The sequence below is a fragment of the Enterococcus sp. S183_ASV_20 genome, assembly GCF_018919685.1.
GTDB classification, from domain to species: domain Bacteria; phylum Bacillota; class Bacilli; order Lactobacillales; family Enterococcaceae; genus Enterococcus; species Enterococcus faecalis.
Map to the genome: position 1 here is coordinate 1 of NZ_JAHLRI010000004.1, position 24,620 is coordinate 24,620.

Annotated in this window: 24 protein-coding genes and 1 other RNA gene; 21 read left to right on the forward strand and 4 right to left on the reverse strand. The window is 37.3% G+C overall.

Annotated elements, in window-relative coordinates:
- The 16 genes from KQI94_RS02600 to KQI94_RS02675 all read left to right on the forward strand — a co-directional run.
- On the forward strand, nt 1-1,012 hold a 1,012-nt coding region (locus KQI94_RS02600), incomplete at its 5' end, for an NAD(P)/FAD-dependent oxidoreductase (RefSeq protein WP_216454312.1).
- A gap of 313 nt (nt 1,013-1,325) precedes the next feature.
- Nucleotides 1,326-3,749 carry a DNA translocase FtsK gene (locus KQI94_RS02605; protein ID WP_002369164.1) on the forward strand — a complete coding sequence of 808 codons (2,424 nt, stop codon included), beginning with the start codon at nt 1,326-1,328 and terminating at the stop codon, nt 3,747-3,749.
- Between the two features lie 130 nt (nt 3,750-3,879).
- Nucleotides 3,880-4,581 (forward strand): GntR family transcriptional regulator, encoded by a 702-nt coding sequence (locus KQI94_RS02610; RefSeq protein WP_002356983.1) that lies wholly within the window; start codon nt 3,880-3,882, stop codon nt 4,579-4,581.
- Between the two features lie 117 nt (nt 4,582-4,698).
- Nucleotides 4,699-5,448, forward strand: coding sequence for an ABC transporter ATP-binding protein (locus tag KQI94_RS02615; protein WP_002381711.1), 750 nt, complete (start codon nt 4,699-4,701; stop codon nt 5,446-5,448).
- On the forward strand, nt 5,438-7,267 hold the full coding sequence (locus KQI94_RS02620; protein ID WP_002390372.1) for an ABC transporter permease: 1,830 nt from the start codon (nt 5,438-5,440) through the stop codon (nt 7,265-7,267). The genes KQI94_RS02615 and KQI94_RS02620 overlap by 11 nt, the downstream gene beginning before the upstream one ends.
- Before the next feature lie 124 nt (nt 7,268-7,391).
- Nucleotides 7,392-8,465 (forward strand): 23S rRNA (adenine(2503)-C(2))-methyltransferase RlmN, encoded by a 1,074-nt coding sequence (gene rlmN / locus KQI94_RS02625; protein WP_002356987.1) that lies wholly within the window; start codon nt 7,392-7,394, stop codon nt 8,463-8,465.
- A gap of 289 nt (nt 8,466-8,754) precedes the next feature.
- A complete protein-coding gene (locus tag KQI94_RS02630; protein ID WP_002360022.1) occupies nt 8,755-10,083 on the forward strand; it encodes an amino acid permease in 1,329 nt (442 codons plus the stop codon).
- 240 nt (nt 10,084-10,323) lie between these two features.
- On the forward strand, nt 10,324-11,292 hold the full coding sequence (gene comGA, locus KQI94_RS02635; RefSeq protein WP_002369168.1) for a competence type IV pilus ATPase ComGA: 969 nt from the start codon (nt 10,324-10,326) through the stop codon (nt 11,290-11,292).
- On the forward strand, nt 11,249-12,295 hold the full coding sequence (gene comGB, locus KQI94_RS02640) for a competence type IV pilus assembly protein ComGB (protein ID WP_002369171.1): 1,047 nt from the start codon (nt 11,249-11,251) through the stop codon (nt 12,293-12,295). Before comGA ends, comGB begins: the two co-directional genes overlap by 44 nt.
- A complete protein-coding gene (gene comGC, locus KQI94_RS02645) occupies nt 12,295-12,570 on the forward strand; it encodes a competence type IV pilus major pilin ComGC (RefSeq protein WP_002356991.1) in 276 nt (91 codons plus the stop codon). Before comGB ends, comGC begins: the two co-directional genes overlap by 1 nt.
- Entirely contained in the window at nt 12,567-13,013 is a 447-nt protein-coding gene (gene comGD, locus KQI94_RS02650) for a competence type IV pilus minor pilin ComGD (RefSeq protein ID WP_002360025.1), read from the forward strand. Before comGC ends, comGD begins: the two co-directional genes overlap by 4 nt.
- Nucleotides 12,979-13,305, forward strand: coding sequence for a type II secretion system protein (locus tag KQI94_RS02655; protein WP_002390369.1), 327 nt, complete (start codon nt 12,979-12,981; stop codon nt 13,303-13,305). The genes comGD and KQI94_RS02655 overlap by 35 nt, the downstream gene beginning before the upstream one ends.
- Nucleotides 13,295-13,729 carry a competence type IV pilus minor pilin ComGF gene (comGF, locus tag KQI94_RS02660; protein WP_002362055.1) on the forward strand — a complete coding sequence of 145 codons (435 nt, stop codon included), beginning with the start codon at nt 13,295-13,297 and terminating at the stop codon, nt 13,727-13,729. Before KQI94_RS02655 ends, comGF begins: the two co-directional genes overlap by 11 nt.
- Nucleotides 13,729-14,082 (forward strand): competence type IV pilus minor pilin ComGG, encoded by a 354-nt coding sequence (gene comGG, locus KQI94_RS02665; protein ID WP_002369174.1) that lies wholly within the window; start codon nt 13,729-13,731, stop codon nt 14,080-14,082. The genes comGF and comGG overlap by 1 nt, the downstream gene beginning before the upstream one ends.
- 128 nt (nt 14,083-14,210) lie before the next feature.
- Nucleotides 14,211-15,218, forward strand: a complete 1,008-nt coding sequence (locus KQI94_RS02670) for a class I SAM-dependent methyltransferase (RefSeq protein ID WP_002357063.1) — start codon at nt 14,211-14,213, stop codon at nt 15,216-15,218.
- A gap of 24 nt (nt 15,219-15,242) precedes the next feature.
- A complete protein-coding gene (locus tag KQI94_RS02675; protein ID WP_002357064.1) occupies nt 15,243-16,430 on the forward strand; it encodes an acetate kinase in 1,188 nt (395 codons plus the stop codon).
- Nucleotides 16,431-16,541: 111 nt separating this feature from the next.
- On the opposite strand, the gene KQI94_RS02680 is transcribed toward KQI94_RS02675, so the two are convergent.
- The 4 genes from KQI94_RS02680 to KQI94_RS02695 form a co-directional block, all read right to left on the reverse strand.
- On the reverse strand, nt 16,542-17,015 hold the full coding sequence (locus KQI94_RS02680) for a universal stress protein (protein ID WP_002357065.1): 474 nt from the start codon (nt 17,013-17,015) through the stop codon (nt 16,542-16,544).
- A gap of 316 nt (nt 17,016-17,331) precedes the next feature.
- The gene (locus KQI94_RS02685) at nt 17,332-17,664 is read right to left on the reverse strand and encodes a hypothetical protein (RefSeq protein ID WP_002357068.1); all 333 of its coding nucleotides are present in this window, start codon (nt 17,662-17,664) and stop codon (nt 17,332-17,334) included.
- Between the two features lie 7 nt (nt 17,665-17,671).
- Nucleotides 17,672-17,865: non-coding RNA, 6S RNA (gene ssrS / locus KQI94_RS02690), on the reverse strand.
- Nucleotides 17,866-17,937: 72 nt separating this feature from the next.
- Nucleotides 17,938-19,215: a replication-associated recombination protein A gene (locus KQI94_RS02695; protein ID WP_002360030.1), complete on the reverse strand. Its 1,278-nt coding sequence runs from the start codon at nt 19,213-19,215 to the stop codon at nt 17,938-17,940.
- A 128-nt stretch (nt 19,216-19,343) separates the two neighbouring features.
- Here KQI94_RS02695 and KQI94_RS02700 point away from each other — a divergent pair, with 128 nt between their 5' ends.
- The 5 genes from KQI94_RS02700 to KQI94_RS02720 all read left to right on the forward strand — a co-directional run bounded on the left by KQI94_RS02700 (nt 19,344) and on the right by KQI94_RS02720 (nt 24,608).
- Nucleotides 19,344-20,021 (forward strand): DNA-3-methyladenine glycosylase, encoded by a 678-nt coding sequence (locus KQI94_RS02700; RefSeq protein WP_002364174.1) that lies wholly within the window; start codon nt 19,344-19,346, stop codon nt 20,019-20,021.
- Nucleotides 19,978-20,463, forward strand: coding sequence for a DUF3013 family protein (locus KQI94_RS02705; RefSeq protein WP_024041449.1), 486 nt, complete (start codon nt 19,978-19,980; stop codon nt 20,461-20,463). Before KQI94_RS02700 ends, KQI94_RS02705 begins: the two co-directional genes overlap by 44 nt.
- Before the next feature lie 15 nt (nt 20,464-20,478).
- A complete protein-coding gene (prmA, locus tag KQI94_RS02710) occupies nt 20,479-21,426 on the forward strand; it encodes a 50S ribosomal protein L11 methyltransferase (protein ID WP_002357075.1) in 948 nt (315 codons plus the stop codon).
- A 1-nt stretch (nt 21,427) separates the two neighbouring features.
- Nucleotides 21,428-22,180: a 16S rRNA (uracil(1498)-N(3))-methyltransferase gene (locus KQI94_RS02715; RefSeq protein ID WP_002369176.1), complete on the forward strand. Its 753-nt coding sequence runs from the start codon at nt 21,428-21,430 to the stop codon at nt 22,178-22,180.
- Nucleotides 22,181-22,394: 214 nt separating this feature from the next.
- On the forward strand, nt 22,395-24,608 hold the full coding sequence (locus KQI94_RS02720) for a bifunctional (p)ppGpp synthetase/guanosine-3',5'-bis(diphosphate) 3'-pyrophosphohydrolase (protein WP_002369177.1): 2,214 nt from the start codon (nt 22,395-22,397) through the stop codon (nt 24,606-24,608).
- The last annotated feature ends 12 nt before the right edge of the window (nt 24,609-24,620 follow it).

Sequence of the window (24,620 nt, forward strand, 5' to 3'; positions counted from 1 at the left end):
CGATGAAAAAATGACCACCTTTATCCAAGGAACAGTTAAAACAATTGATGCTGCAACACAAACAGTTGCTTTAGAAGATGGCCAAACAATCAATTATGATTACTTAGTTGTTTCTCTTGGGTTTGAATCAGAATCATTTGGTATCCCTGGTGTGCAAGAACATGCTCTACAAATGGTAGATGTGAAAACGGCTTTAAACGTGTATGAACATATCCAAGAACAAATGCGTCAATACAAAGCAACTCAAAACGAAGAATTCTTAAAAATTGTTGTCTGCGGAGCAGGCTTTACAGGGATTGAATTATTAGGTTCTCTTGTTGAAAACAAACCAAAATTTGCTGAAATCGCAGGTGTCTCAGCAGATCAAATCCAAATTTATTGTGTCGAAGCAGTTACTCGCCTATTGCCGATGTTTAACGAAAAACTTGCGAACTATGGTGTGCAATTATTAAAAGATTCAGCTATTCATTTATTATTAGGTAAACCGATTAAAGAAATCAAACCAGGCGCAGTTGTTTATCAAGATAACGAAGCAGGCGACTTGGCAGAACTTTCTGCTAAAACAATTATTTGGACAACGGGTGTTAGTGGAAGCCACGTTGTAGGCGATTCTGGATTTGAAGCTCGTCGTGGTCGTGTCATGGTTCAACCAGATTTAACAGATGCGAACCATAGCAACGTCTATATTATTGGTGACTGCTCAGCAGTTATGGATACAGAAACCAATCGACCTTACCCAACAACAGCACAAATCGCCTTGAAGATGGGCGCTCATGCTGCTAAAAATATTCAAGCACAATTGAAAGGGGAAGCAACTAAACCTTTCAGCTTTAAATCACAAGGTTCTGTTTGTTCTGTCGGAAATACACGTGCTTTAGGAATTGTTGGTAAAACAGACATTAAAGGATACCCAGCTTCATTCATGAAAAAAATCATCATGAACAAAGCGCTCTTTGAAACAGGTGGTACCAAAGAAATGATGGCTAAAGGTCGTTTCGACTTATACCATTAAGAATCAGCAAAATAAGAAATAATGAGGTCGGGACAGAACCGTTTAGCTCCGAGAAATAAGAAGAAATTTCCGAAAATTGCTCTTTAATTTTTGGAGAATTTCGGCTTATTTCCGAAGGTGTTGGTTCTGTTCCCGCCGTTTATCAGTTTTTGAGCGTGGAGCAAAAATCCAAAGTGATTTTTGTCCCACGCTCATTTTTCTTAAATGAAAGTTTTAAAAAAATTTCCATGATTTTTCAAGTAAAATGAGGTGGGCACTTTTGTTCGATTCCATTTTTATGTATAATGAGAAGTGATGGAAAGAGGGAAGTTAAATGGCACAAAAAAGAGCAACAAATAAGAAAAAAAGTACGACAAAGAAAAAGACCAAAAAACAACAGCAACAACAAGAACGTTTAAATTATATGTTTCTTGGCCTGATTTTTATTTTATTCGGTGTCTTTGGACTCTTTCGCTTAGGGTTTTTAGGCACGTTATTAGCGAATTGTTTACGCTTAGTTGTAGGTAATACCTTTCCATTTGCAGCGATTTTACTAATCCTGTATGGCTTATTAGTCATGATTTATGGGAAAGATTTTCCGTTAAAAAGAGGGCGCCCTATTTTTGGGGCTGTTCTGATTTATATTAGTGTTTTGTTATTTTTCCATGCCTTTATGTTTCGAAATGTTAGTGGCAGTCAACCAGATATTTTAGGTAACACTTGGGAATTTTTGCAAAGCGATTTAAAAGCCAACCAAGTGACGCAAAACGTAGGGGGCGGTATGATTGGCGCGCTGCTTTATCAAGGAACGTACTTTTTGGTGGCACAATTTGGCAGCTATTTAATTGCTACATTGCTATTGTTAGCGGGTATTTTCTTGATGAGTATGTGGGATTTTCAGCAAATTGTTGATCATTTCCAAAGTATTCAAGATCGCCTAAGTCATGTTTCGGCAAAATCACAGGCGCGACAAGAAGAAAAAGAGGCGAAGCGAGCAGCGAAGAAAGAAGCCAAAGCTGCAGAACGCCAAGCAAAAATTGAAGCCGCTGCCCAACAAAAATTACAAGAGCGGGAACGTATGGAACAAGCGGCAGCCGAGCGCTTAACAAAAACACCAGTTGAAACCCACCAACCAATGGTGGAAGAACCGGCCGCACCAACGCCTGTTCAAATTGATTCATTTCAACAGCAAAATCAGGCGATGCCTGTACCACCAATTGCAGCAACAAAACCGCAACGAGAGCAGGAAGAAGAGGCGGCAGATGAAGCTGGTGTTCTCGAATTTGAAATTTCTGAAGAAGCGGAAGATCGTGATTATCAACTACCACCAACTGATTTGTTAGATACAATTCAAGCAACGGATCAAAGTGGTGAATATGAAAAAATCGAAAAAAATATTGGCGTCTTAGAACAAACCTTCAAGAGTTTTGGTGTTGATGCTAAAGTAGTCAAAGCTAGTTTAGGACCATCTGTCACAAAATTTGAAGTTCAACCCGCTGTGGGGGTAAAAGTTAGCAAAATTGTTAACTTGACGGATGACATTGCTTTAGCGCTTGCGGCCAAAGACGTTCGTATGGAGGCTCCGATTCCTGGGAAATCACTAATCGGGATTGAAGTTCCTAATAGTGCAATTAGTACAGTATCCTTTAGAGATATTGTTGAGGCACAACCAAGTCATCCAGATAAACTATTAGAAGTACCTTTAGGTCGAGATATTTCAGGGATGGTTCAAACTGCAGATCTATCAAAAATGCCGCATTTATTAATTGCGGGATCGACAGGGAGTGGGAAATCGGTTGCTATCAATGGCATCATCACAGGTATTTTGATGCAAGCGAAACCTCATGAAGTAAAATTAATGATGATTGACCCGAAAATGGTAGAATTGAATGTGTATAACGGGATTCCTCATTTATTAACGCCAGTGGTTACTAATCCGAGAAAAGCGGCACAAGCCCTGCAAAAAGTAGTTCAAGAAATGGAATTTCGTTATGAAAAATTTGCAGCAACAGGCGTCCGAAATATCACTGGTTACAATCAACTAATTCAACAGAAAAATGCGGAAGATGGCGAAAATCGTCCGATTCTGCCATTTATTGTTGTCATTGTTGATGAGTTAGCTGATTTAATGATGGTGGCAAGTAACGAAGTAGAAGATGCGATTATCCGCTTAGCCCAAATGGCACGGGCAGCAGGCATTCATATGATTTTAGCGACACAACGGCCAAGTGTGGATGTCATTACAGGAATCATCAAAGCAAATGTCCCTTCTCGAATGGCTTTTGCGGTCTCAAGCGGGACAGACTCGCGTACCATTATTGATACCAACGGGGCGGAGAAACTATTAGGTCGAGGCGATATGCTCTTCTTACCAATGGGAGAAAATAAACCAATTCGTATCCAAGGGGCCTTTATCTCTGATCAAGAAGTCGAACGAGTGGTTGCGTTTGTAACGGACCAACAAGAAGCTGAATATCAAGAAAGCATGATGCCAACAGATGAACCGACCACTTCAGGCGGTGGCGAAGCTCCTCAAGATGAGTTGTTTGAAGAAGCGAAAAACTTGGTGGTTGAAATGCAAACAGCTAGTATTTCATTGCTACAAAGACGTTTTAGAATTGGCTATAATCGTGCGGCTCGCTTAGTAGATGAATTGGAAGCACACGGAGTTATTGGACCATCAGAAGGTAGCAAACCAAGAAAAGTCTTTCTACAAGCGGAATCAGAAGAGGCAGCACCTGAAACACCAGAACAATAAACAAAAAGAACAAAAATAGATAAATTTATCTATTTTTGTTCTTTTTTTATAATTTCAGCAAAGCATCATGTTATAATCATCATTTTCTGGTAAAATAGAAAGGAATAGTGCGGTTGGGAGGGAGCGTATCATGAGAAGAAAGAGCGTGCTTTATTTAGAAGTAGCAGATCAGATTAAAGAAGATATTTTGAGTGGCAAGTATCCAGTAGGAACGTTTTTACCAACAGAAACAGAATTGGAAGAGATGTTTAACGTTAGTAAAATTACGATTCGGCGGGCAATCGAAATGTTAGCAACAGAAGAATTTGTTGAGAAAAAAAGTGGCCGAGGCACAACTGTGTTAAGCAATCGTCCCTATAATAAACTATCAAAAGCAGGGACATTCACTGAATTTTTGAATGAATCAGGTCAGAAAGTAACTAAAAAAGTTTTACAAGTTGAAAACTTGACGTTGTCAAAAGAGATGCCGGCTTATCAATTTTTAGGAGAAGAAGTGGTTCACCTTTCACGGTTATATCTAATCGATGAACAACCCTATATTTATTTTAATTACTATTTGCCAGCTGCCATGAAAGACGTATCATTGACTGAATACAAAGAAGAATCCTTGTATCGTTTGATGGATCGACATGCCATTGAAATTTATAAATTTGAAGACCGTTTTGAAGTTGCAACTTTGACAGAAGCAGAGCAAAAGATGTTGCAAACAACTGAAACAACGGGCTTAAAAAGAATTCGGCGTTCGTTAAGCCCAACAGGTCGTTGCGTAGAATATTCAGAAGCTATTTATAATACGAAGATTCATCCTTATGTGATTGAATATGAAGCATAACTTTTAAAAGAATAACAGTGCACTTACAGTAATGTAAGTTCATTGTTATTCTTTTCTATTGTCGTTTTTTTTCGTTTTCGATACACTAAATGAGTGAGAAGAATAGGAGTGGAAAATATGTTAGAAGTACAAAATTTGAAAAAAGTTTACGGAAACGAAATTAAATATGAAGCTTTAAAAGGGATTAATTTAACTGTCCAAGATGGTGAATTTATTGGTATTATGGGACCTTCTGGAAGTGGGAAAAGTACACTTTTAAATTTATTGGCAACAATCGATAGTCCAACAGACGGTGAAATACTTTTAAATGGAAAAAATCCAAACAATTTGAATCAAGAACAAATTGCTAAATTCCGTCGTACAGAATTAGGATTTGTTTTTCAAAGCTTTAATTTAATGCCAACATTAACTGTTGAAGAAAATATTATTTTGCCATTGACGCTTGATGGAGAAAAAGTCTCTGTAATGAAACGACAATTAGCAGAATTAAGTGAGCGTTTAGGTATCAATCATCTGTTGAAAAAACGAATTGCAGAAATTTCTGGTGGACAAGCACAACGGGTCGCCGTTGCTCGGGCAATGATTCATCATCCACAATTATTATTGGCTGATGAACCAACAGGAAACTTAGATACGAAATCATCTAAGGATGTGATGGGCTTGTTACAACAATTAAACGAAGAAGAAGCGGCGACTATTTTAATGGTAACCCATGATCCGCTAGCCGCAAGTTATTGCAAGCGCATCGTCTTTATTAAAGATGGTGAATTAATTGATGAAATTGTCCAAAATGGCAATCAAAAAGAGTTCTACGATTTAATCATGGTGAAACTGGCTGAGATTGAAGGTGTCGATAATGAATTTTAATCAGTTTGTTATAAGAAACACGATTCGAAATAAGCATTTATACTTGGCTTATTTCCTAAGTACAATGTTTTCTGTGATGATCTTTTTTACGTTCACTGGTTTTGTCTTTCACCCAGCCTTAGCTAATGGTTTAAATCCTAAAGCACAAATGGGAATGACGGCTGCGGCTATTATAATCTATGGTTTCTCTTTCTTATTCGTTTTATACTCGATGGATGTCTTTATCCAATCTCGGAAAAAAGAGTTTGGAACCTTGATGATTCAAGGGATGAGTCCAAAACAGTTAAAGAAAATGATTTTTATTGAAAACTTAGTGATTGGTTTCTTTGCTACAATTTTTGGTAGTATTTTAGGTGTTGGATTTTCACAGTTTATTTTATGGATTAGCAATTTATTGATGCATCTAGGTTTAGGTTTTTATTTGCCAGTGATGCCGTTTATCATTACTGTCATTTCATTTGCGGTCTTGTTCTTAGTAATTTCTTTCTTTATTCAATTCCGCTTGCCAAAAGCGACACTTCAAGAGCTATTAAAAGCAGGGGAAATGGGTAAAGGTGAAATCAAAAGCTCTAAAGTTAAATCTTTCTTAGCCGTGTTGCTTTTAGTTGTCGGTTATGGAATTGCTTTAGTTGCTAAGGGACAGTTAGTTTTAATGGTGATGTTCCCAGTGATTTTCTTAGTTATTTTAGGGACAAAATTCTTATTTGACCAATTGAGTGTTTCTGTCATTGAACGTTTAAAACGGAAACCAAAAATCTTTTGGAAAAAAACCAATATGGTCGTTTTATCAGATTTAGCATTCCGCATGAAAGATAATGCACGTTCGTTCTTCTTGGTTTCGGTGATATCAACGGTTGCTTTTGCTGCCATTGGAACGTTATACGGCGTGAATGAGATGATTTTTAAAGGAATAAGTTCTGTACCGTACGAACTGACATTGTCTGATTCGACCAACCCAGAAAATCAAGAAATGAAACAATTTGCGACAAAAACATTCCAAGAAAAAAATATTCAGTTTGATCAGATTGATTACACAATGTACAAAACAAGTGCCGGTATCCAATTAATCAAAACATCTGAATATAATAAACTCGCAAAATTTATAGATGAACCAACTTTAATAGGTGAGAAAGTAGTTAATTTATCACAAAAAGATGCTCCTTCTGCTGCATCAGTAGATGTCAAATCTGTTCAATTGGCAAATGATCAAGTTTTAAACATTGATAAAACAGAAGAAACCAATGTATTACCGACTTTTGGCGGTGTGGTTGTTATCCCAGATAGTACCTCAACAGATGGAATCAAAGCGGAAACAGAAACAATTTGGCAACCAAAAGAAGGCACAGATAAAGAAACCTTAATTGATGCTGAAAATATTATTGGTGAAAAATACCCAATGTTACTAGGAACCGCGGCTACAGTTGCAGGTATTACGCAATTTTATACGCCAGTTCTTTTTGTCGGACTATTTATCGGTATCGTGTTCTTTGTTTCGGCGGGTAGTTTCTTATACTTCCGTTTATATAGTGATATGAATACGGACGTTGAAAAATTCAAGATGATTTACAAACTTGGCTTGACGAAAAAAGAATTGAAGAAAATGATTTACCAACAAGTAGGTATTTTATTCTTTACCCCAATTGTTGTTTCATTTATTCATGGAGCTGTTGCTTTGAAAGCAATGTATGCCGTGTTAGATCAGCCAATGCAATTAGCTGGCTGGCAAGTTTTAGGCGTTTTCTTATTGATTCAGGTCGTTTACTATTTAATTGCCAGAACGTTCTACTTCAAAAAAGTTTATCACTTAGTGAAAGATTAATTATAAAAAATCGTTAAGCATGAACGCTTAACGATTTTTTTTGAGGCTCTTCGTGATATTGCATTCAAAGTGAGAATACGTTATAGTTATGAAGCGAATGTAATAGCAGAAATGAGGAAAAGAAATGCAGAAAGAATCCATTTATGGACTGACGAGAGAACAGCTTGTGGACTGGTTTTTAGCCCATGGCGAGAAGAAATTTCGTGCAACACAAGTGTGGGAATGGTTGTATACAAAACGTGTTGCTTCATTTAGTGAAATGTCGAACATTTCTAAATCGTTGATGACTTTATTAGAAGAAAATTTTTCATTAAATCCATTAAAACAAGTCATTGTGCAAGAAGCACAAGATGGTACCGTAAAATATTTATTTGAATTACCAGATAAAAATATGATTGAAACAGTCTTGATGCGTCAAGAATATGGATTATCTGTTTGTGTGACCACTCAAGTTGGCTGCAATATTGGGTGTACATTTTGTGCTAGTGGGCTATTAAAAAAACAAAGAGATTTAACTGCTGGCGAGATTGTTGCCCAAATTATGTGGGTGCAACATTATTTCGATGAACGTGGGTTGGATGAACGTGTTAGCCATGTCGTTGTGATGGGAATTGGTGAACCATTTGATAATTATGCCAATGTCATGAACTTTTTACGAACGATTAATGATGATAAAGGCTTGGCTATTGGTGCCCGCCATATTACAGTTTCAACAAGTGGTTTAGTGCCAAAAATTCGTGAATTTGCAGACAGTGGACTACAAGTAAACTTAGCAATCTCATTACATGCTCCTAACAACGAAGTCCGTACATCAATTATGCGGATTAATCGTAGTTTTCCAATTGAAAAATTAATGGCAGCAATTGATGAATACATTGAAAAAACCAACCGACGTGTTACATTTGAATATATTATGTTGAGTCAAGTGAACGACCGACCAGAACATGCTCAACAATTAGCAGATTTACTACGGAATAAGAAAAAACTTTCTTATGTTAATCTGATTCCGTATAACCCAGTGAGTGAACACGATCAATATAGCCGAAGCTCTAAAGAAGCGGTTTTAAAATTTTATGATGTACTCAAAAAGAATGGCATCAATTGTGTTATTCGTAAAGAACACGGAACAGATATTGATGCGGCTTGCGGACAATTACGCAGCAAACAAATGAAAAAAGAAAAAGTCAAAAACCAATAACGTAGTTAAAATCGGATCAGAAAGGTTTCTTTTTGATTCGATTTTTCGTTTATTTAATAAAAAATCGTCGGTTTTTCAATTCTTGTTTATAAACAAAAGATGAATGCTCTAAAACTTTTATGACAAATTTTCTTTTTGTGGTTTTCAAACTTGAAATTCTAAAAGAAATAGCTATACTGAAAAGAGATCGTCACAGAATTTTTCATGAAAACAGCTATTATTTTCGTTATCTTTTCAAGAAAGTGAAATTTTGTTACGCTTTTTTAGTTTAAATGAAATGAGGGAGTCTATGGAGAAAAAGCAATTAAAAAGAGAGATAACAACGTTTGGTGCGTTATCCACGGTAATGGGTACGGTGATTGGCGCTGGTGTTTTCTTTAAAGCTGCGAGTGTCGTTGGACACGCACAGTCAGCTAGTTTAGCTATCTTTGCTTGGGTGTTAGGTGGTGCCTTAACCATTTGTGCAGGATTAACCAGCGCCGAACTTGCTACAGCAATCCCTGAAACAGGTGGCGCAGTGAAGTATATTGAATATACATATGGTAAATTAGCTGGTTTTCTTTTAGGGTGGGCACAAAGTATCATTTATTATCCTGCCAACATTTCGGCATTATCCATTATTTTTAGTACACAACTAATCAATTTGTTTCATCTATCGGCAAATTTATTGATCCCGATTGCCATTCTTGCGGGAACTAGTATCACCGTAATTAATTTATTAGGAACAAAAATTGCTTCTTTGGTCCAATCCACGACATTGGTAGTAAAACTGATTCCAATTGCCTTGATTTCTTTAGTAGGATTATTTACTCCCGGACAGGTAGCTGTTTCACTTTTTCCTGTTGAAACAACAGCGAATACTGGCTTTTTAGTTGCTTTTAGTGGCGCCTTAGTCGCCACCATGTTTGCTTATGATGGCTGGCTAGGTGTGGGTAACGTGGCTGGTGAAATGAAGCGACCAGAAAGAGACTTGCCTAAAGCCATTATTTTTGGTTTGTTATTGATTACTTTAATTTATGCTTTAATTAATTTTGTATTTCTAAAAACATTACCAATTGAGCAAATCGCTGGGAATTTGAATGCAGCTTCGGATGCTTCTGTGGCTATTTTTGGACCAATTGGCGGCAAAATCGTAACTATTGGGATTTTAATCTCTGTATATGGTGCGTTAAACGGCTACACAATGACAGGGATTCGGATTCCTTATGCCTTAGCCTTAGATAATCTGATGCCTTTTAGTCGTCAGTTTCAAAAGTTGTCTAAACGCTTTGTTGTTCCTTACGTTGCTGGAATTTTCCAGTTAGCTGTAGCCATTATCATGATGTTTTTCGGAACCTTCGATTTATTGACGGATATGTTAGTTTTTGTTATGTGGCTGTTTAATCTATTAATTTTCTTAGCTGTTTTTATTTTAAGAAAACGAGAACCTGAATTAAAACGACCGTATAAAGTTCCTGGCTATCCAATTATTCCAATTATCGCAAGTCTAGGTGGTATCTTCATCTTGGTTACAACGAGTATTACACAGCCTATTCTAGCATTGATTGGTATAGGGATTACGCTTCTAGGAATTCCAGTTTATTTAGTTAATAAACAAAAAACGAAGCCAAAAACGTAAACGATCCAATCGGATTATCATAGTTTTTCTCAAAAATTTTGTGATTCAGAGAAATTTTTGAAAACTAAACGCAAGATTTTTTTAGTATAATACTAAGTGTCTAGGAAGTTCCACTATTTTGGGGAAGATAGATGGACAGCGCAAACTTCAAAAAAAGAACCTTCATCTTATTGGTGGAGGTTCTTTTTTTGCTGAAATCATAAAATAAATGCGTAGTTTATTAGTGAGAGGAGGAAATGAATGACTGAAAATGTAAAAAAATTAGCTCATCAATTAATTGAATGGGGCGTCCTTCATGGGGCGCAAGACGTTTATTTTTTACCCAATGATACCGAAATAGCCATCTCTTTTCGGACAGGGATGCAACGGACACTTTACACACAAGTTTCCGCAGAAATAGGCGAAAAGTTAATTTTCCACTTTAAATTTATAGGCGGCATGGATGTCGGAGAAAGACGAAAAGCACAATTAGGCGCGACAACTTATCTAATTGGCGAGACGAAGCAACGCTTGCGTTTATCATCTGTGGGAGATTTTCAGAATCGAGAGAGCTTGGTAATTCGTTTTTTGCACCGATTTGGTGAACAAGCTGAACATTTTTTCTTTCCCCACCAGCTGAATGAAATTGAAGCATCTTGTCAGAAACGAGGACTTTATTTATTCAGTGGGCCAGTTGGTTCTGGGAAAACAACAACCATGTATCGTGTGGCTAAAAAAAGAAGTGGCGAACAACAAGTGATAGCGATTGAGGATCCTGTTGAAATTGAGGAAAAGCGGTTTTTACAGTTGCAAACAAATGAAAAAATTCAGTTAACGTACGAAGCCTTGATAAAAGTTTGCTTACGCCATCATCCTGATATTTTGATTATTGGTGAAATTCGTGATGGCGAGACGGCTCAAGCAGTTATTCGAGCCGCCTTAACGGGTCATACTATTTTTGCGACAATTCACGCCCGTAACTTATTGGGGGTGCAACGGCGTTTGATAGAATTAGGTGGCCCAGAGCATGAATTGGCTGAATGCTTGCAAGGTATCATTTATCAACAGATTTTGACAACCACGATTAATAAGGAACAAGTAGCGGGAATTCTTTATGATTATTTCTTCTTTAAGGAAGCCGTTATAAAGAGTAGTTGGCAAAAGAATCTAAGAAAGGCGTGGGCGTATGGGTTTATTACAGAAAAAACGTATTTTCAAGCCATCGAATAAATTAACGAAAAAACAACAGCAGCTTTTTCTGAAACTATTAGCGGATTTGCTTGCAAATGGTTTTAATATACAAGAAAGTTTTTCCTTCATGAAAAAATCAAACGCCTTACCTCAGCACAGTATAACTTTTTTAGTTGAAGGCTTTTCCTCAGGCATTGCCTTACAAGCTTTAGTCGAAGAATTAGGATTTTCAACAATGGTCTCGGCACAATTGTCGTTTGCTACTGCACACGGGGATTTGGTAGGGACACTACAAGCGATTTCCGAACATTTTTTTCAAACGGAAAAATATCGGCAACAGTTCTATAAAATAATTAGTTATCCGCTGCTCCTGATTGTTTTTTTGATTCTCGTCATTGTTGGTATTCGGCAATTTTTATTGCCCCAATTAATGGAAAATGATGCCAATAGTTATTCTAAAAATATTGGGATTCTTCTGATTGTTTACAGTCCATATATTCTGGTTACCTTAGTTTTTGTCCTCTCATTTAGTTTCTTCATTTTAAACCGTTATTTGAAGCATCAATCTGCTATTCAGCGGGCCTTCGTATATCTGAAACTGCCAATTATCCGTGGCCTTTATCGGGAATACGTCAGTGCTTTTTTTGCACTAGAATGGGGGAAGTTGCTTGCGCAAGGATTAGAAATGAAAGAGGTCATCGATTTGATGCGCCATACAACCAATTACCCCTTAATGAAAGAATTAGCTGGAGCAATTAGTGAAGGACTGCTAGTTGGTGAAACCTTACATAGACAATTAGCTGCTTATCCTTTTTTTACGAAAGCATTGGGTTTAATGATTCAACAAGGGGAAGTAAAAGGAAAATTAGGCAAGGAGTTGATGGTTTATAGTAATGTCTGTTTCCAAGGTTTTTTCAAAAAAATTGAACGAGTCATTACCCTTGTTCAACCATTTATTTTTATCATAATTGCTTGTTTAATTATCGGTGTCTATGGGGCAATGTTGCTGCCTATTTATGGCAATATGGAAGGAGTTTTATAATGAAAAAGAAACAAAAATACGCAGGGTTTACATTATTAGAAATGTTGATTGTCTTATTGATTATTTCCGTATTGATTTTACTTTTTGTTCCTAACTTAGCGAAACATAAAGAAACAGTTGATAAAAAAGGCAATGAAGCAATCGTAAAAATTGTAGAATCACAAATCGAGCTCTACACACTAGAAAAAAATAAGACGCCTTCTTTAAATGAATTAGTCAACGAAGGCTACATTACTAAAGAGCAGTTAGATAAATATACAGCAGAAAAGCAATGAACAAGTCAGCAGGATTCACATTAATGGAAACACTTGCTAGTTTGACGATTGTTTGCTTTATGACTATGCTCCCAACACTCGCTATTCACCGCTGGCAAGAAACATTAAAAATTGAACAGTTTCTTGCTACGGTAGAAAAACAACTTCGTTTTGCGCAACAGCAAGCAATTGTTTTAGAGGAAACACAAGAAGTTTGGTTTTTTGAAGAACAACAAAGCTTTTCATTTCCTGATAAATTGAACCAATCAGCTGGAAGGACTTCGCTAGCTGTACCTGAAAAAATGACAGTGAGTGGCCCAAGCAAACTCAGTTTTCTTCATTCGTCAGGGAACAATGGCCGTTTAGTGAAATATATTTTTACTTGGACTGAAAAGAAACAGCAACTTATTTTACAATTTCAGATGGGGAGTGGCAAATATACGAAGAAAATTAACTATTTATAGCGGTTTTATTTTATTAGAGAGTCTCGTTAGTTTTAGTATTGTATGTGTGATAGCAGGGATATTCTCCCTGACTATTACACAATTAATTCAGCAAAATTATCAACGGGAGCAAGAATTAACGCGCACTCGTCTAGGATACGAAGCAATTTTATTTTTAGAGCAGACGGGTGATTTACGTTTCAAAGAGCTGATATATCAAGGAGAAACTTACCGATTTTCTTTGATGGAGAACGATGGAAGAAGGATACTAAAAGTCACAGATTCAAGAGGAGCGATTTTGATTGGTCAATAAAAAATATGCGGGTTTTACGATGTTAGAGTGTTTAGTAGCACTAGTCGTTTTAAGTTGTATGTGTCAATTGTTTCAGTTGATGATTCAACAAAGTTTTATCGGAAATCAATATTTGAAAAACAATGATTCGAAATCCTGGCATATTTTTTTAATTCAATTAGAAAAAGAATGTCAAAAGCTCGTTTTCCAAACAGGCTCTGCTCAAGAGATTTCTTTCCTCGACTCAGAAACAAACAAGACTATTTCAATTCAAATCAAAGAAGATAAAATTATTAAGCGAGTCAATGGTAAAGGCTATCAACCGCTGTTAATTGGTATCAAAAATGGACAGTTTAAAAATGAAGGACAATCGTTTACTTTGGAAGTTACTTTTACTTCTGAAAAAACATTTGATAGTTTTTTTCCGATAAAGGGAGAATTTTAATGAGGCAAAAATATTCAGGAAACTTATTGTTCACGGCCATGGCCTTTGTTTATTTGATGAGTTTTCTCGCCCTTCAGTTACTAGAAGAACGTCAGTTAACACAAAAATTTACGCAAGCTACCCAGGAATACTATGCAGGGAAAAGTATCTTTCATTTATTTCTTGCAGATGTTAAACAAAATAGACGAAAGTTAAAAACAGAAGAAAGGCTCGTATACGCGCAAGTGACCCTCGATTATACATATAAAAATGAACAATTAAGAATAACTGTTTTATTAAACAAATCTGGTCGAAAATACCAATATCAAGAGAGAGTTTCTCATCAAAAAAAAGCGGAAACAATGCTGGAATAGCGTTGTTTTTCTACAAATTATTAGATTTTAGAAGAAAGACAGTAAAGGCATTGATTATTCTTTCTTTTTTCGTTAAAATAAAACAGGTATGGAAGTTGTTACATTTTGAATAGAATAGAGGTGCTAATTTGTTCCCAGAAAAAATTGAAGAGGCTTTCGAGCCAATGGAACAAGCAATCCAGTTATTGCAACAGTCATTGGATACTTCTTTTTTAGATGCGTATATTGAAAATGGTGAAAATATTTTAGATGATTTTCAAGTACGAGTACTTGACGGAGTACCTAATCCAGAGACAGTGAAACAATTAGAAACGCTGTATCATACGATTAAAAAAATTGATTTAGCTCCTGAAGATGTGCGACGCTTGTCCCAATTACTTTTGTTAAAAGGAACGAGAAAAGAGCAGCTTCAAGCAAATCATCAATTGACGCCAGACGGTATTGGCTTTTTGTTTGTTTATTTAGTAGAACAATTAACAAATAAATCAGAGCCATTAAAAATTTTAGATCCTGCTTCAGGAATGGGAAATTTACTGTTAACGGTTCTGCTGAACCTTGAAACAGCTGGTTACAAAGTTTCTGGTTATGGTGTGGATATCGATGAAACACTTTTGGCAGTATCTTCTGTGAACAATGCTTGGTCACAAGCCAATATTCAGTTGTTCCATCAAGACGGATTGCAAGATTTGTTATTGGATCCAGTTGATTTAGCATTAAGTGACTTGCCGATTGGCTATTATCCAAATGATGAGCGAGCAAAGGGATTTGCTGCTGCTGCTGAGGAAGGCCATAGTTATGCGCATCATTTATTAATGGAACAAGCCATGAAATACGTGAAGCCAGCAGGGTTTGGCTTATTCTTAATCCCGACCAATATTTTAGAGACTGAGCAAAGTGAATTCTTTAAAAATTGGTTGACAAAAAATGTCTATTTACAAGGAATGATACAGTTACCTGATGAATTGTTTAAGTCAGAACAATCACGTAAAAGTATCTTGCTTGTTCAAAACAAGGGTGCAGATGCTGAGCAAGTGAAGGAAGTTTTGTTAGCAAAACTTGCCTCTTTGAAAGATATCAATAAAGTAACGGAGTTCTTTAAACAATTTGAAGCTTGGAAAGCTTCAAATTTAAAATAAAATAGTAACGAAGAGGAGAAAATTATGTCTAAAACAATTGCAATTAATGCAGGTAGTTCAAGTTTAAAATGGCAATTATACCAAATGCCAAATGAAGAAGTGATCGCTAAAGGAATCGTTGAACGTATTGGCTTAAAAGATTCTATCTTCACAATTAAATATGGTGAAGGACAAAAATATGAAGTAATTGTTGATATTGATAACCATGAAGTGGCAGTAAAAATGTTACTAGACCAATTAATCGACTTAAACATTTTAGGTTCTTATGATGAAATTACTGGTGTTGGTCACCGTGTAGTTGCTGGTGGAGAAGAATTTAAAGATTCTGTTGTTATTACAGACGAAGTATTAGAAAAAATTGAAGCTTTATCTGAATTAGCACCTTTACACAACCCAGCGAATGCAATGGGGATTAAAGCATTTAAACATATCTTACCAGAAATCATTAGCGTGGCAGTCTTTGATACGTCGTTCCACACAACAATGCCAGAACACAACTATTTATATAGTGTACCTCGTGAATACTATGAAAAATTTGCTGCACGTAAATATGGGGCACATGGAACAAGTCATCGTTATGTCTCTCAACGTGCTGCAGAAATGTTAGGTCGTCCAATTGAAGACTTGAAAATTATCACTTGTCACTTAGGAAATGGTGCTTCAATCACTGCAGTTGATGGTGGTAAATCAGTCGATACATCAATGGGCTTCACTCCTCTTGCTGGCGTTACAATGGGGACTCGTTCAGGGGATGTTGATGCGTCACTATTGCCTTATTTAATGACAAAACTTGGCTTGACTGATGTACAAGACATGGTTGATATTTTAAACAAAAAATCTGGTTTATTAGGTTTAACAAATGGTTTATCAAGCGACATGCGCGATATTCAATCAAACTTAGATAAACCTGAAGTTCAAACAGCATACAACATTTTTATCGATCGTATTCGTAAATACATTGGTAGCTATGTCACTGTTATGAATGGCGTTGATGCGATTGTCTTTACTGCTGGAATCGGTGAAAATGCAGTTGGCGTTCGTAAAGATATTATTGATGGCATGACTTGGTTTGGTTGTGAAATCGATGATGACAAAAATAATGTACACGGTGAAGAAGCAGTTATCTCAACTGATGATTCAAAAATCAAGCTTCTATTAGTACCAACTGATGAAGAGTTAATGATTGCCCGTGACGTAGAACGTCTAAAATAATTAAACGAACACACCTTGTGAGACGCTCTCACAAGGTGTGCTTAATAGGTAAATAAGAAAAAACTGAGCCAACTATCAAAAGTGATAGTTGGCTCAGTTTTTTCTTATTTTTTATTTTTCTTCATTTTTTGGTAATTTGTTGTCTAAATCCGTCCGTACAACGAGAACATCGCAGCTAGCGTTACGGATAACTGATTCAGAGACAGAGCCAATAAATAAACGCTCAACGGCATTTAATCCAGTTGCTCCTAACATAATTAAATCAATGTTGTATTCTTTTGGTAATTCTTTGGCAATGATATTCTTAGGAGAACCATAGGCTAGAACGCTAGAGACTTTTGTTTGTCCCATATCCACCGCTTGTTGTTGGTAGGTGTCTAAGGTTTCTTTTGCCATTGACATTGCTTCTTCTGCTAGCGCACCATCAAAAGAGGACACTGATTGGAAAGAGCGCGTATCAACAACATGTGCTAATAGTAATTCAGCATCGTTTCGTTTAGCGACGTTGACCGCTTTTTTAAAGGCTAAGTCTGCTTCGTCAGAACCATCGATTGCTATCATAATTTTTTGATATTGTTGTAACATAATAACCGCTCCTTTCAGCGTAAAAAAATCATTAATTGTTTCTATAATAATTGTAAAACAAACAAAGAAAAAAAGAAACTGAAACCGCTTCTTTTTTTTCTGAATATTGGCATTTTTTTTGTAAAAAAAGAACCTGGGACAAAAATCACTTTGGATTTTTGTCCCAGGCTTAAAAATTGATAAACGGCGGAAACAGAAGCAACTCCTTCGGAAATAAGCCGAAATTCTCCAAAAATTAAAGAACAATTTTCGGAAATTCCTTCTTATTTCTCGGAGTTAAACACTTCTGTCCCGACCTCTTTAAATTCATCGTCTTTTATGACATTTTTTTTGCAAAAGTTAAACTAAACAACGTTGAAAGTAATAAAACAAAAAAGATAAAACCAATTGACAATAACGGGCGATTAAAAATAGCCGCTAGAACACCTAGAATGGCGATAATCAAGTAATAACGCCCAAAACGTTCGATAAACTGTTGACTTTCTGTTGCAGTTTCTTTTTTTAAGAGTGGTAAAAAAGCTGCACTTTTCTTCATCAAATAATAACTGGCTACGCCTGTGACAACGGCGAGTAATAGTACGAGTATACGAATCATCTTGTCCTCCAAAAAAAAACAACTTGCCAGAGCAAATTGTTTAGAAATCTTCATAAAAATGGTAAAATCCGTCGATGCCGGTAATCGTCCTAGAGTATTGAACCCGCAAGATAAGCAGGTGGGTTCCTCGATCGCAGTATTGAACTACCAAAAGAAAAGGCATGTTACCAACTTTGATACAAGCAGGATCCCTAGATATCAATAAAAATGTTCGGTCAACACAGTGAAAGGACAACGCGTACATCACAGATTTACCATCTTTATAATAGCATACTCTCTCAAAATCGGCAACGAGATTGTTTCTTTTTTTGAAAGCGTATTATTTTGTTATTTTTTCTGTTTCCATTCTTGGATACGCTTGAGTTGCTGATGTAAGGCTTGTTCATATTTACCAATATCAATCGGTTCGTAATAACGTGCCTCTTTTAATTTGTCAGGTAAGTATTGCTGATTGACCCAACCGTTTTCAAAATTATGTGGGTATTGATAACCAATACCACGGTTTAATTCTTTGGCTCCAGCATAGTGGGCATCACGCAAATGATCAGGAACGTCTCCCACAGAGCCTTGTCGAATATCTGCCAAAGCAGCATCAATCGCTGTGACTGCAGAATTTGATTTTGGCGATAAACATAAATCAATGACGACACTAGCTAGAGGAATCCTAGCTTCTGGAAACCCTAGCTTTTCGGCGGCTTGAACAGCGGTGACTGTCCGAGCGGCGGCCGCAGGATTCCCAAGACCGATATCCTCATAAGCAATGACCATTAAACGACGACAAATAATCGGTAAATCACCTGCTTCAACTAAGCGACCCAAATAATGAAGTGCAGCATCTACATCGCTTCCTCGGATCGACTTTTGGAAAGCGGAAATCACGTCATAATGGGCATCGCCATCTTTATCATGGGTTAAGGCTTTTCGTTGCACGCACTCTTCAATAATCGGTAAGGTGATCTTAATTTCGCCTTGTTCATTTTTGGGTGTTGATTTAACAGCTAATTCTAGTCCATTTAGCGCACTACGTAAGTCACCGTTCGTTGCGCGTGTCAAATGTTGTAATGCTTTTTCTTCTAAGTGGACGGGATAATCGCCTAAGCCACGTGTGCTATCGGTTAAGGCTTCTTGAATCGCTTGCTGAATGTCTGTTTCTGTTAAGGGCTTTACTTCAAAAATTTGCGTGCGACTACGAATCGCAGGGTTAATTGTAATATATGGATTTTCGGTAGTGGCTCCAATCATAATAATTCGTCCGTTTTCTAAATGAGGGAGCAAAAAATCTTGTTTTGTTTTATCTAATCGGTGAATTTCATCAAGCAGTAAAATCACTGTGCCACTCATTTTGGCTTCTTCAGCAACGATTTGTAAATCTTTTTTGGTGTCTGTGGCCGCGTTCAACATGCGAAAGGCATAATTTGTTGAACCAGCGATTGCGCTGGCAATACTGGTTTTACCAGTACCAGGCGGCCCATAAAGAATCATCGATGAAAGCATTTTGGCTTCGACCATCCGACGAATAATTTTACCAGGGCCGACTAAATGTTGTTGACCAACTACTTCGTCTAAGTGACGAGGTCGCATTCGATAGGCTAAAGGTTGTTGCATAAAAGGACCTCCTTTTTCATAATCATCTTATTATAACATAAAGAACGTACATTCGCTTTTTGGTGGTTTTTTGGGTTTTAGATGGATATAGCGGAAGGTTTCGTGTATGATAGGGAGTGGTGAAAGAAATGAAAGAAACGATAAATATCTTTAACACAAAAACAACTGAAGAAGTGGCACAATACTTGTTAGGGATGTATTTAGAGCACGAAACAGCAACAGGCGTTTTAGGTGGGTACATTGTGGATGCAGAAGCTTATTTAGGTCCTGATGATGAGGCGGCCCATAGCTTTGGCTTGAGAAAAACGCCACGCTTACAAGCCATGTATGACAAACCAGGCACGATTTATTTATATACTATGCACACGCATTTAATTTTAAATATGGTGACACAAGAGCAAGGCAAACCACAAGGGGTGATGATCCGCGCGATTGAACCTGTTGAAGGTGTCGACAAAATGATTGAAAATCGCCAAGGACGTCAAGGCGTGGAATTGACCAATGGACCAGGTAAATTAGTTGCAGCCTTAGGAATTGATAAGCAATTATATGGGCAGTCGATTTTTTCTAGTTCGTTACGGCTCGTGCCAGAAAAACGAAAATTCCCGAAAAAAATTGAGGCACTACCACGAATTGGAATTCCCAATAAAGGTCGTTGGACAGAGTTGCCTTTAAGATACGTCGTGGCTGGCAATCCATATATTTCTAAACAAAAAAGAACAGCAGTAGACCAAATAGATTTTGGCTGGAAGGATGAAGAAAATGAAAAAAGCAACAATGCTCACATACTTAGAGGAACGACTTGAAAAACACTTAGGAGATTACGAAGTAGGCCTTGATTGGGATCGCAAAAACCATACCATCGAAGTCATTGTTCGTTTATATGCAGAAAACAATGAGCAAGTGGCGATTGATGATGTTGATGGTACGCTTTCAGAAGAAGAATTCATTGAATTTGAAGATGGTTTGTTATTTTACAATCCGCAAAAGTCTGTCGTTGATGACGAAGAGTATTTAGTCACAATTCCTTATGAAGGAAAAAAAGGGCTACGCAAAGCAGTTTTAGACGGATTCATTCACTATTTAAAAGTGGTTTTAGATGAAGGGCAAAGTGATTTGTTAGACTTTTTATCAGATGAAACAGCGGAAGTTTTTGAATTGCATTGGGAGCCAGCAGATTTTGAAGCGATGATTAAAAAAGTGGCAGAAACAGAAAAAGAACAATGGATTGCGTATCCAAGTTATTAATTTAGAGGTGAGAACATGAAGTGGACAGAAGTAAAAGTAGAAACGGCTAGCGAAGCAGTTGAAGCAATTTCAAACATTATGATGGAAGCTGGCGCAAGTGGTGTGGCCATTGAAGATGCGTTGGACATTGAAAATTTTGAAAGTGATCTGTATGGGGAAATTTTAGATAAAGAGCAATTCACCCACATTAAAGAAGGGGCGATTGTGATGGCTTATTTTCCTGAAACAACCTTCTTACCAGAAATTTTACCATTTATGAAAGAAAATATTTTACGCTTGCCTGAGTACGGCTTATCCATTGGTAAAAACGAAATGACAATTAGTGAAGTAGCAGAAAGCGACTGGGCAACTGCTTGGAAAAAATATTATCATCCTGTCCGTGTCACACGATTCTTAACGATTGTGCCAAGTTGGGAAGCCTATCACGCACAAGATGAAGCAGAAAAAATTATCACATTGGATCCGGGCATGGCTTTCGGTACAGGCACGCATCCAACGACTCGTTTAACCTTGCAAGCTTTAGAAACTGTTTTACGTGGTGGCGAAACAGTTCTAGATGTAGGAACGGGTTCTGGTGTTTTGAGTATTGCAAGTCGCTATTTAGGGGCTAAAGACGTCTACGCATATGATTTAGATGAAGTAGCAGTTGCAGCGGCAAAAGAAAATATGGATTTAAATCCCATTGCGGCCGATGTTCATGTGTCAGCCAATGATTTACTAAAAGGGATTGACCATTCTGCTGATGTAATCGTCGCAAATATTTTGGCAGATATTATTGTGTTAATGATTGAAGATGCTTGGCGTTTGCTAAAACAAGACGGTACCTTCATTATTTCTGGAATTATTGAAGATAAAAAAGCAATGGTTTTAGAAGCACTAACGAAAGTCGGTTTTGTGGTGGACCAACTCTTTAATCAAGGCGATTGGTATGCGATTATCTTGAAGAAACCAGAGGAAGAGTAAAATGCAACGGTATTTCATGAAAGAAGATTATCAAGAAAAAGATTTGTATAAAGTCGCAGATGAAAACTATCATCATATTGTGCGAGTTATGCGAATGACGCCGAATGATCATTGTTATTTAGTATTTCAAAATAAAACTGCCATTTTAGCTGAGATTGTGGAAATTGATTCAACATCTGTTTACTTTAAAGAAATTAGTAAAGAAGAAATGGACAAAGAATTGCCAATTGAAGTGACGATTGCGTGTGGGTTACCAAAAGGGGACAAGTTAGAATGGATTGTTCAAAAAGGTACGGAGCTAGGTGGCAATCAGTTTATCGGCTTTCCTGCGAAAACTTCCGTTGTCAAATGGGACCACAAAAAAAGAGCAGCCAAAGAAAAAAGATTACAAAAAATTGCCACAGAAGCGGCGGAGCAATCGCATCGGCAGCAGACACCAAGTGTTTCTTTGGTGGAAAAAACACAAGAAATCATTGCACAATTTGACTCATATGACACAGTCTTGGTTGCGTATGAAGAATCAGCAAAACAAGGAGAAAAAAGTCAATTAGCACAAGTATTATCCACTTGCCAGCCAGGCGCACGTTTGTGTGTGCTCTTTGGACCTGAAGGTGGCTTTGCACCGCAAGAAATTGAACAATTTCTGCAGGCTGGGGCGAAACTTTGCGGGTTGGGTCCGAGAATTTTACGAGCAGAAACAGCACCGTTGTATCTTTTAAGTGCGGTTAGCTACCAAATGGAACTTTTAAATTAAACGAAAGCCCGCCTGTAAAATTCTTGTAGGCATTCTCTTTGAATAAACAGAGAGTAAAAAAGCGACAGTGATTGAAATTTAAGGGAAATTTAGTATAATAGAGTTGTTGAAAGTGCTACTGTTTCAAGTGGTACTTTTCTTTTTTATTAAAATAGATAAAACGTGAACGAAGTGTTCTTTATCCAAAGGTCACCTTCATAGAGGAGTGAATACCATGCCAAAAGAAGAAATACTGACAGGCCCAGCGGTCATCAAAATTGTAAGTACCTATATGGGACCAGAACATGTTGAGTTGGTTCAAAAAGCATTAACTTATGCTGAAAAAGCACACGAAGGTCAAGTCCGACAATCAGGTGAACCTTACATCATCCATCCGATTCAAGTGGCAGGCATTCTGGCTGAATTACATATGGATCCCCATACTGTAGCAACAGGATTTTTACATGATGTTGTCGAAGATACGGACGTAACACTGGACGATTTAAAAGAAGAATTTGGCGAAGACATCGCGATGTTAGTCGATGGCGTAACGAAACTAGGAAAAATTAAATATAAATCTCATGAAGAACAATTAGCCGAAAACCATCGGAAAATGTTATTGGCAATGGCGCAAGATTTACGGGTCATTATGGTGAAACTAGCCGATCGTTTGCACAATATGCGCACATTAAAACATTTACGTGAAGATAAGCAACGACGGATTGCGCAAGAAACTTTAGAAATTTATGCGCCTTTAGCACATCGCTTAGGGATTAGTCGAATTAAATGGGAATTAGAAGATACGGCCTTACGTTATATTAACCCCAACCAATACTATCGAATTGTTAATTTGATGCAAAGCAAACGCGATGAACGTGAAGCTTATGTGGCAGAAGCAGTCGAAGATATTCGTTTAGCTACGGAAGATTTAGAAATTTACGCAGAAATATATGGTCGACCAAAACATATTTATTCAATCTATCGTAAAATGAAGGACCAAAAGAAACAGTTTAATGAAATCTATGACTTATTAGCCATTCGTGTTATTGTCGATTCCATTAAAGATTGCTATGCCGTGTTAGGGGCGATTCATACACGTTGGACACCAATGCCAGGTCGCTTTAAAGATTATATTGCTATGCCAAAAGCGAATATGTATCAATCTATCCATACGACAGTTATTGGACCAAAAGGGAATCCAGTAGAGGTCCAAATTCGGACCCATGAGATGCACCAAATCGCCGAATTTGGGGTGGCGGCTCACTGGGCCTATAAAGAAGGCAAAGCGGAAAAAATTGAAACAGATGAACTGACGAAGCAAGTCGATTGGTTCCATGAAATTATTGAATTACAAGATGAAAGCTATGATGCTTCTGAATTTATGCAAGGTGTGAAAGAAGACATTTTTAGTGACAAAGTCTATGTCTTTACGCCAAGTGGAGATGTAACCGAACTGCCAAAAGGCTCCGGACCACTAGATTTTGCTTACAGTATCCATACTGAAATTGGGAATAAAACAACCGGTGCGAAGGTCAACGGCAAAATGGTACAGTTAGACTATGTCCTAAAAAATGGGGATATTATTGAAGTCTTAACATCACCGAATTCTTTCGGACCTAGTCGCGACTGGCTGAAAATGGTTAAAACAAGTAAAGCCAAAAATAAAATCAAACGTTTCTTTAAAGAACAAGACCGTGAAGATAACATTATTAAAGGGCATGATGCTGTCATTAAATACATGGCAGAAATCGGCTTTACACCGAAAGAATTTTTAACGAAGAATAAAATGGCGGAAGTGCTAGATAAATTTAAATTTCAAACGGAAGATGATTTATTTGCGGCAGTAGGTTATGGCGAAGTAAGTGCGCAAGTAGTGTGCAATCGTTTAACAGAAAAAGAACGCCGCGAACAAGAGTTGGAACGCCAACGTCAAGAAGCAGAAGAGTTGTTAAATCAGCCAGCTAAAAAAGAATCAGAAAAAATGAAAGTTCGTCATGAAGGCGGCATCGTGATTCAAGGGGTGGACAACCTATTGATTCGTTTAAGCCGCTGTTGTAATCCAGTGCCTGGTGATGAAATCGTTGGTTACATTACCAAAGGACGTGGCGTTTCAATTCATCGTGCGGACTGTCCTAACGTACAACATCAAGAAGAACTAGCACAACGTCTAATTGAAGTTGAGTGGGAAGATACCGAGCACAGTCGCAAAGAATACGCTGCCGATTTGGAGATTTACGGCTATGATCGTAGTGGCTTACTGAGTGATGTTTTACAAGTCATTAGTTCGATGACAAAAAATTTAGTTGGCGTTGAAGCTCGTCCATCCAAAGATAAGATGGCCCAGATTCATGTCACTGTGAAAATTCAAAACCTTTCTCATTTAAAAACCATCGTTGACAAAATTAAAAGTGTACCAGATGTTTATAGTGTTCGTCGAACCAATGGGTAAGTGTTAAAAGTG

Excerpts from the sequence above, each read along its gene's own strand:
- KQI94_RS02605 (WP_002369164.1), top strand. The coding sequence starts at position 1,326 with ATGGCACAAAAAAGAGCAACAAATAAGAAAAAAAGTACGACAAAGAAA.
- KQI94_RS02610 (WP_002356983.1), top strand. The coding sequence starts at position 3,880 with ATGAGAAGAAAGAGCGTGCTTTATTTAGAAGTAGCAGATCAGATTAAA.
- KQI94_RS02615 (WP_002381711.1), top strand. The coding sequence starts at position 4,699 with ATGTTAGAAGTACAAAATTTGAAAAAAGTTTACGGAAACGAAATTAAA.
- KQI94_RS02620 (WP_002390372.1), top strand. The coding sequence starts at position 5,438 with ATGAATTTTAATCAGTTTGTTATAAGAAACACGATTCGAAATAAGCAT.
- rlmN (WP_002356987.1), top strand. The coding sequence starts at position 7,392 with ATGCAGAAAGAATCCATTTATGGACTGACGAGAGAACAGCTTGTGGAC.
- KQI94_RS02630 (WP_002360022.1), top strand. The coding sequence starts at position 8,755 with ATGGAGAAAAAGCAATTAAAAAGAGAGATAACAACGTTTGGTGCGTTA.
- comGA (WP_002369168.1), top strand. The coding sequence starts at position 10,324 with ATGACTGAAAATGTAAAAAAATTAGCTCATCAATTAATTGAATGGGGC.
- comGB (WP_002369171.1), top strand. The coding sequence starts at position 11,249 with ATGGGTTTATTACAGAAAAAACGTATTTTCAAGCCATCGAATAAATTA.
- comGC (WP_002356991.1), top strand. The coding sequence starts at position 12,295 with ATGAAAAAGAAACAAAAATACGCAGGGTTTACATTATTAGAAATGTTG.
- comGD (WP_002360025.1), top strand. The coding sequence starts at position 12,567 with ATGAACAAGTCAGCAGGATTCACATTAATGGAAACACTTGCTAGTTTG.
- comGG (WP_002369174.1), top strand. The coding sequence starts at position 13,729 with ATGAGGCAAAAATATTCAGGAAACTTATTGTTCACGGCCATGGCCTTT.
- KQI94_RS02675 (WP_002357064.1), top strand. The coding sequence starts at position 15,243 with ATGTCTAAAACAATTGCAATTAATGCAGGTAGTTCAAGTTTAAAATGG.
- KQI94_RS02680 (WP_002357065.1), bottom strand. The coding sequence starts at position 17,015 with ATGTTACAACAATATCAAAAAATTATGATAGCAATCGATGGTTCTGAC.
- KQI94_RS02685 (WP_002357068.1), bottom strand. The coding sequence starts at position 17,664 with ATGAAGATTTCTAAACAATTTGCTCTGGCAAGTTGTTTTTTTTTGGAG.
- KQI94_RS02695 (WP_002360030.1), bottom strand. The coding sequence starts at position 19,215 with ATGCAACAACCTTTAGCCTATCGAATGCGACCTCGTCACTTAGACGAA.
- KQI94_RS02700 (WP_002364174.1), top strand. The coding sequence starts at position 19,344 with ATGAAAGAAACGATAAATATCTTTAACACAAAAACAACTGAAGAAGTG.
- KQI94_RS02705 (WP_024041449.1), top strand. The coding sequence starts at position 19,978 with ATGAAAAAAGCAACAATGCTCACATACTTAGAGGAACGACTTGAAAAA.
- prmA (WP_002357075.1), top strand. The coding sequence starts at position 20,479 with ATGAAGTGGACAGAAGTAAAAGTAGAAACGGCTAGCGAAGCAGTTGAA.
- KQI94_RS02715 (WP_002369176.1), top strand. The coding sequence starts at position 21,428 with ATGCAACGGTATTTCATGAAAGAAGATTATCAAGAAAAAGATTTGTAT.
- KQI94_RS02720 (WP_002369177.1), top strand. The coding sequence starts at position 22,395 with ATGCCAAAAGAAGAAATACTGACAGGCCCAGCGGTCATCAAAATTGTA.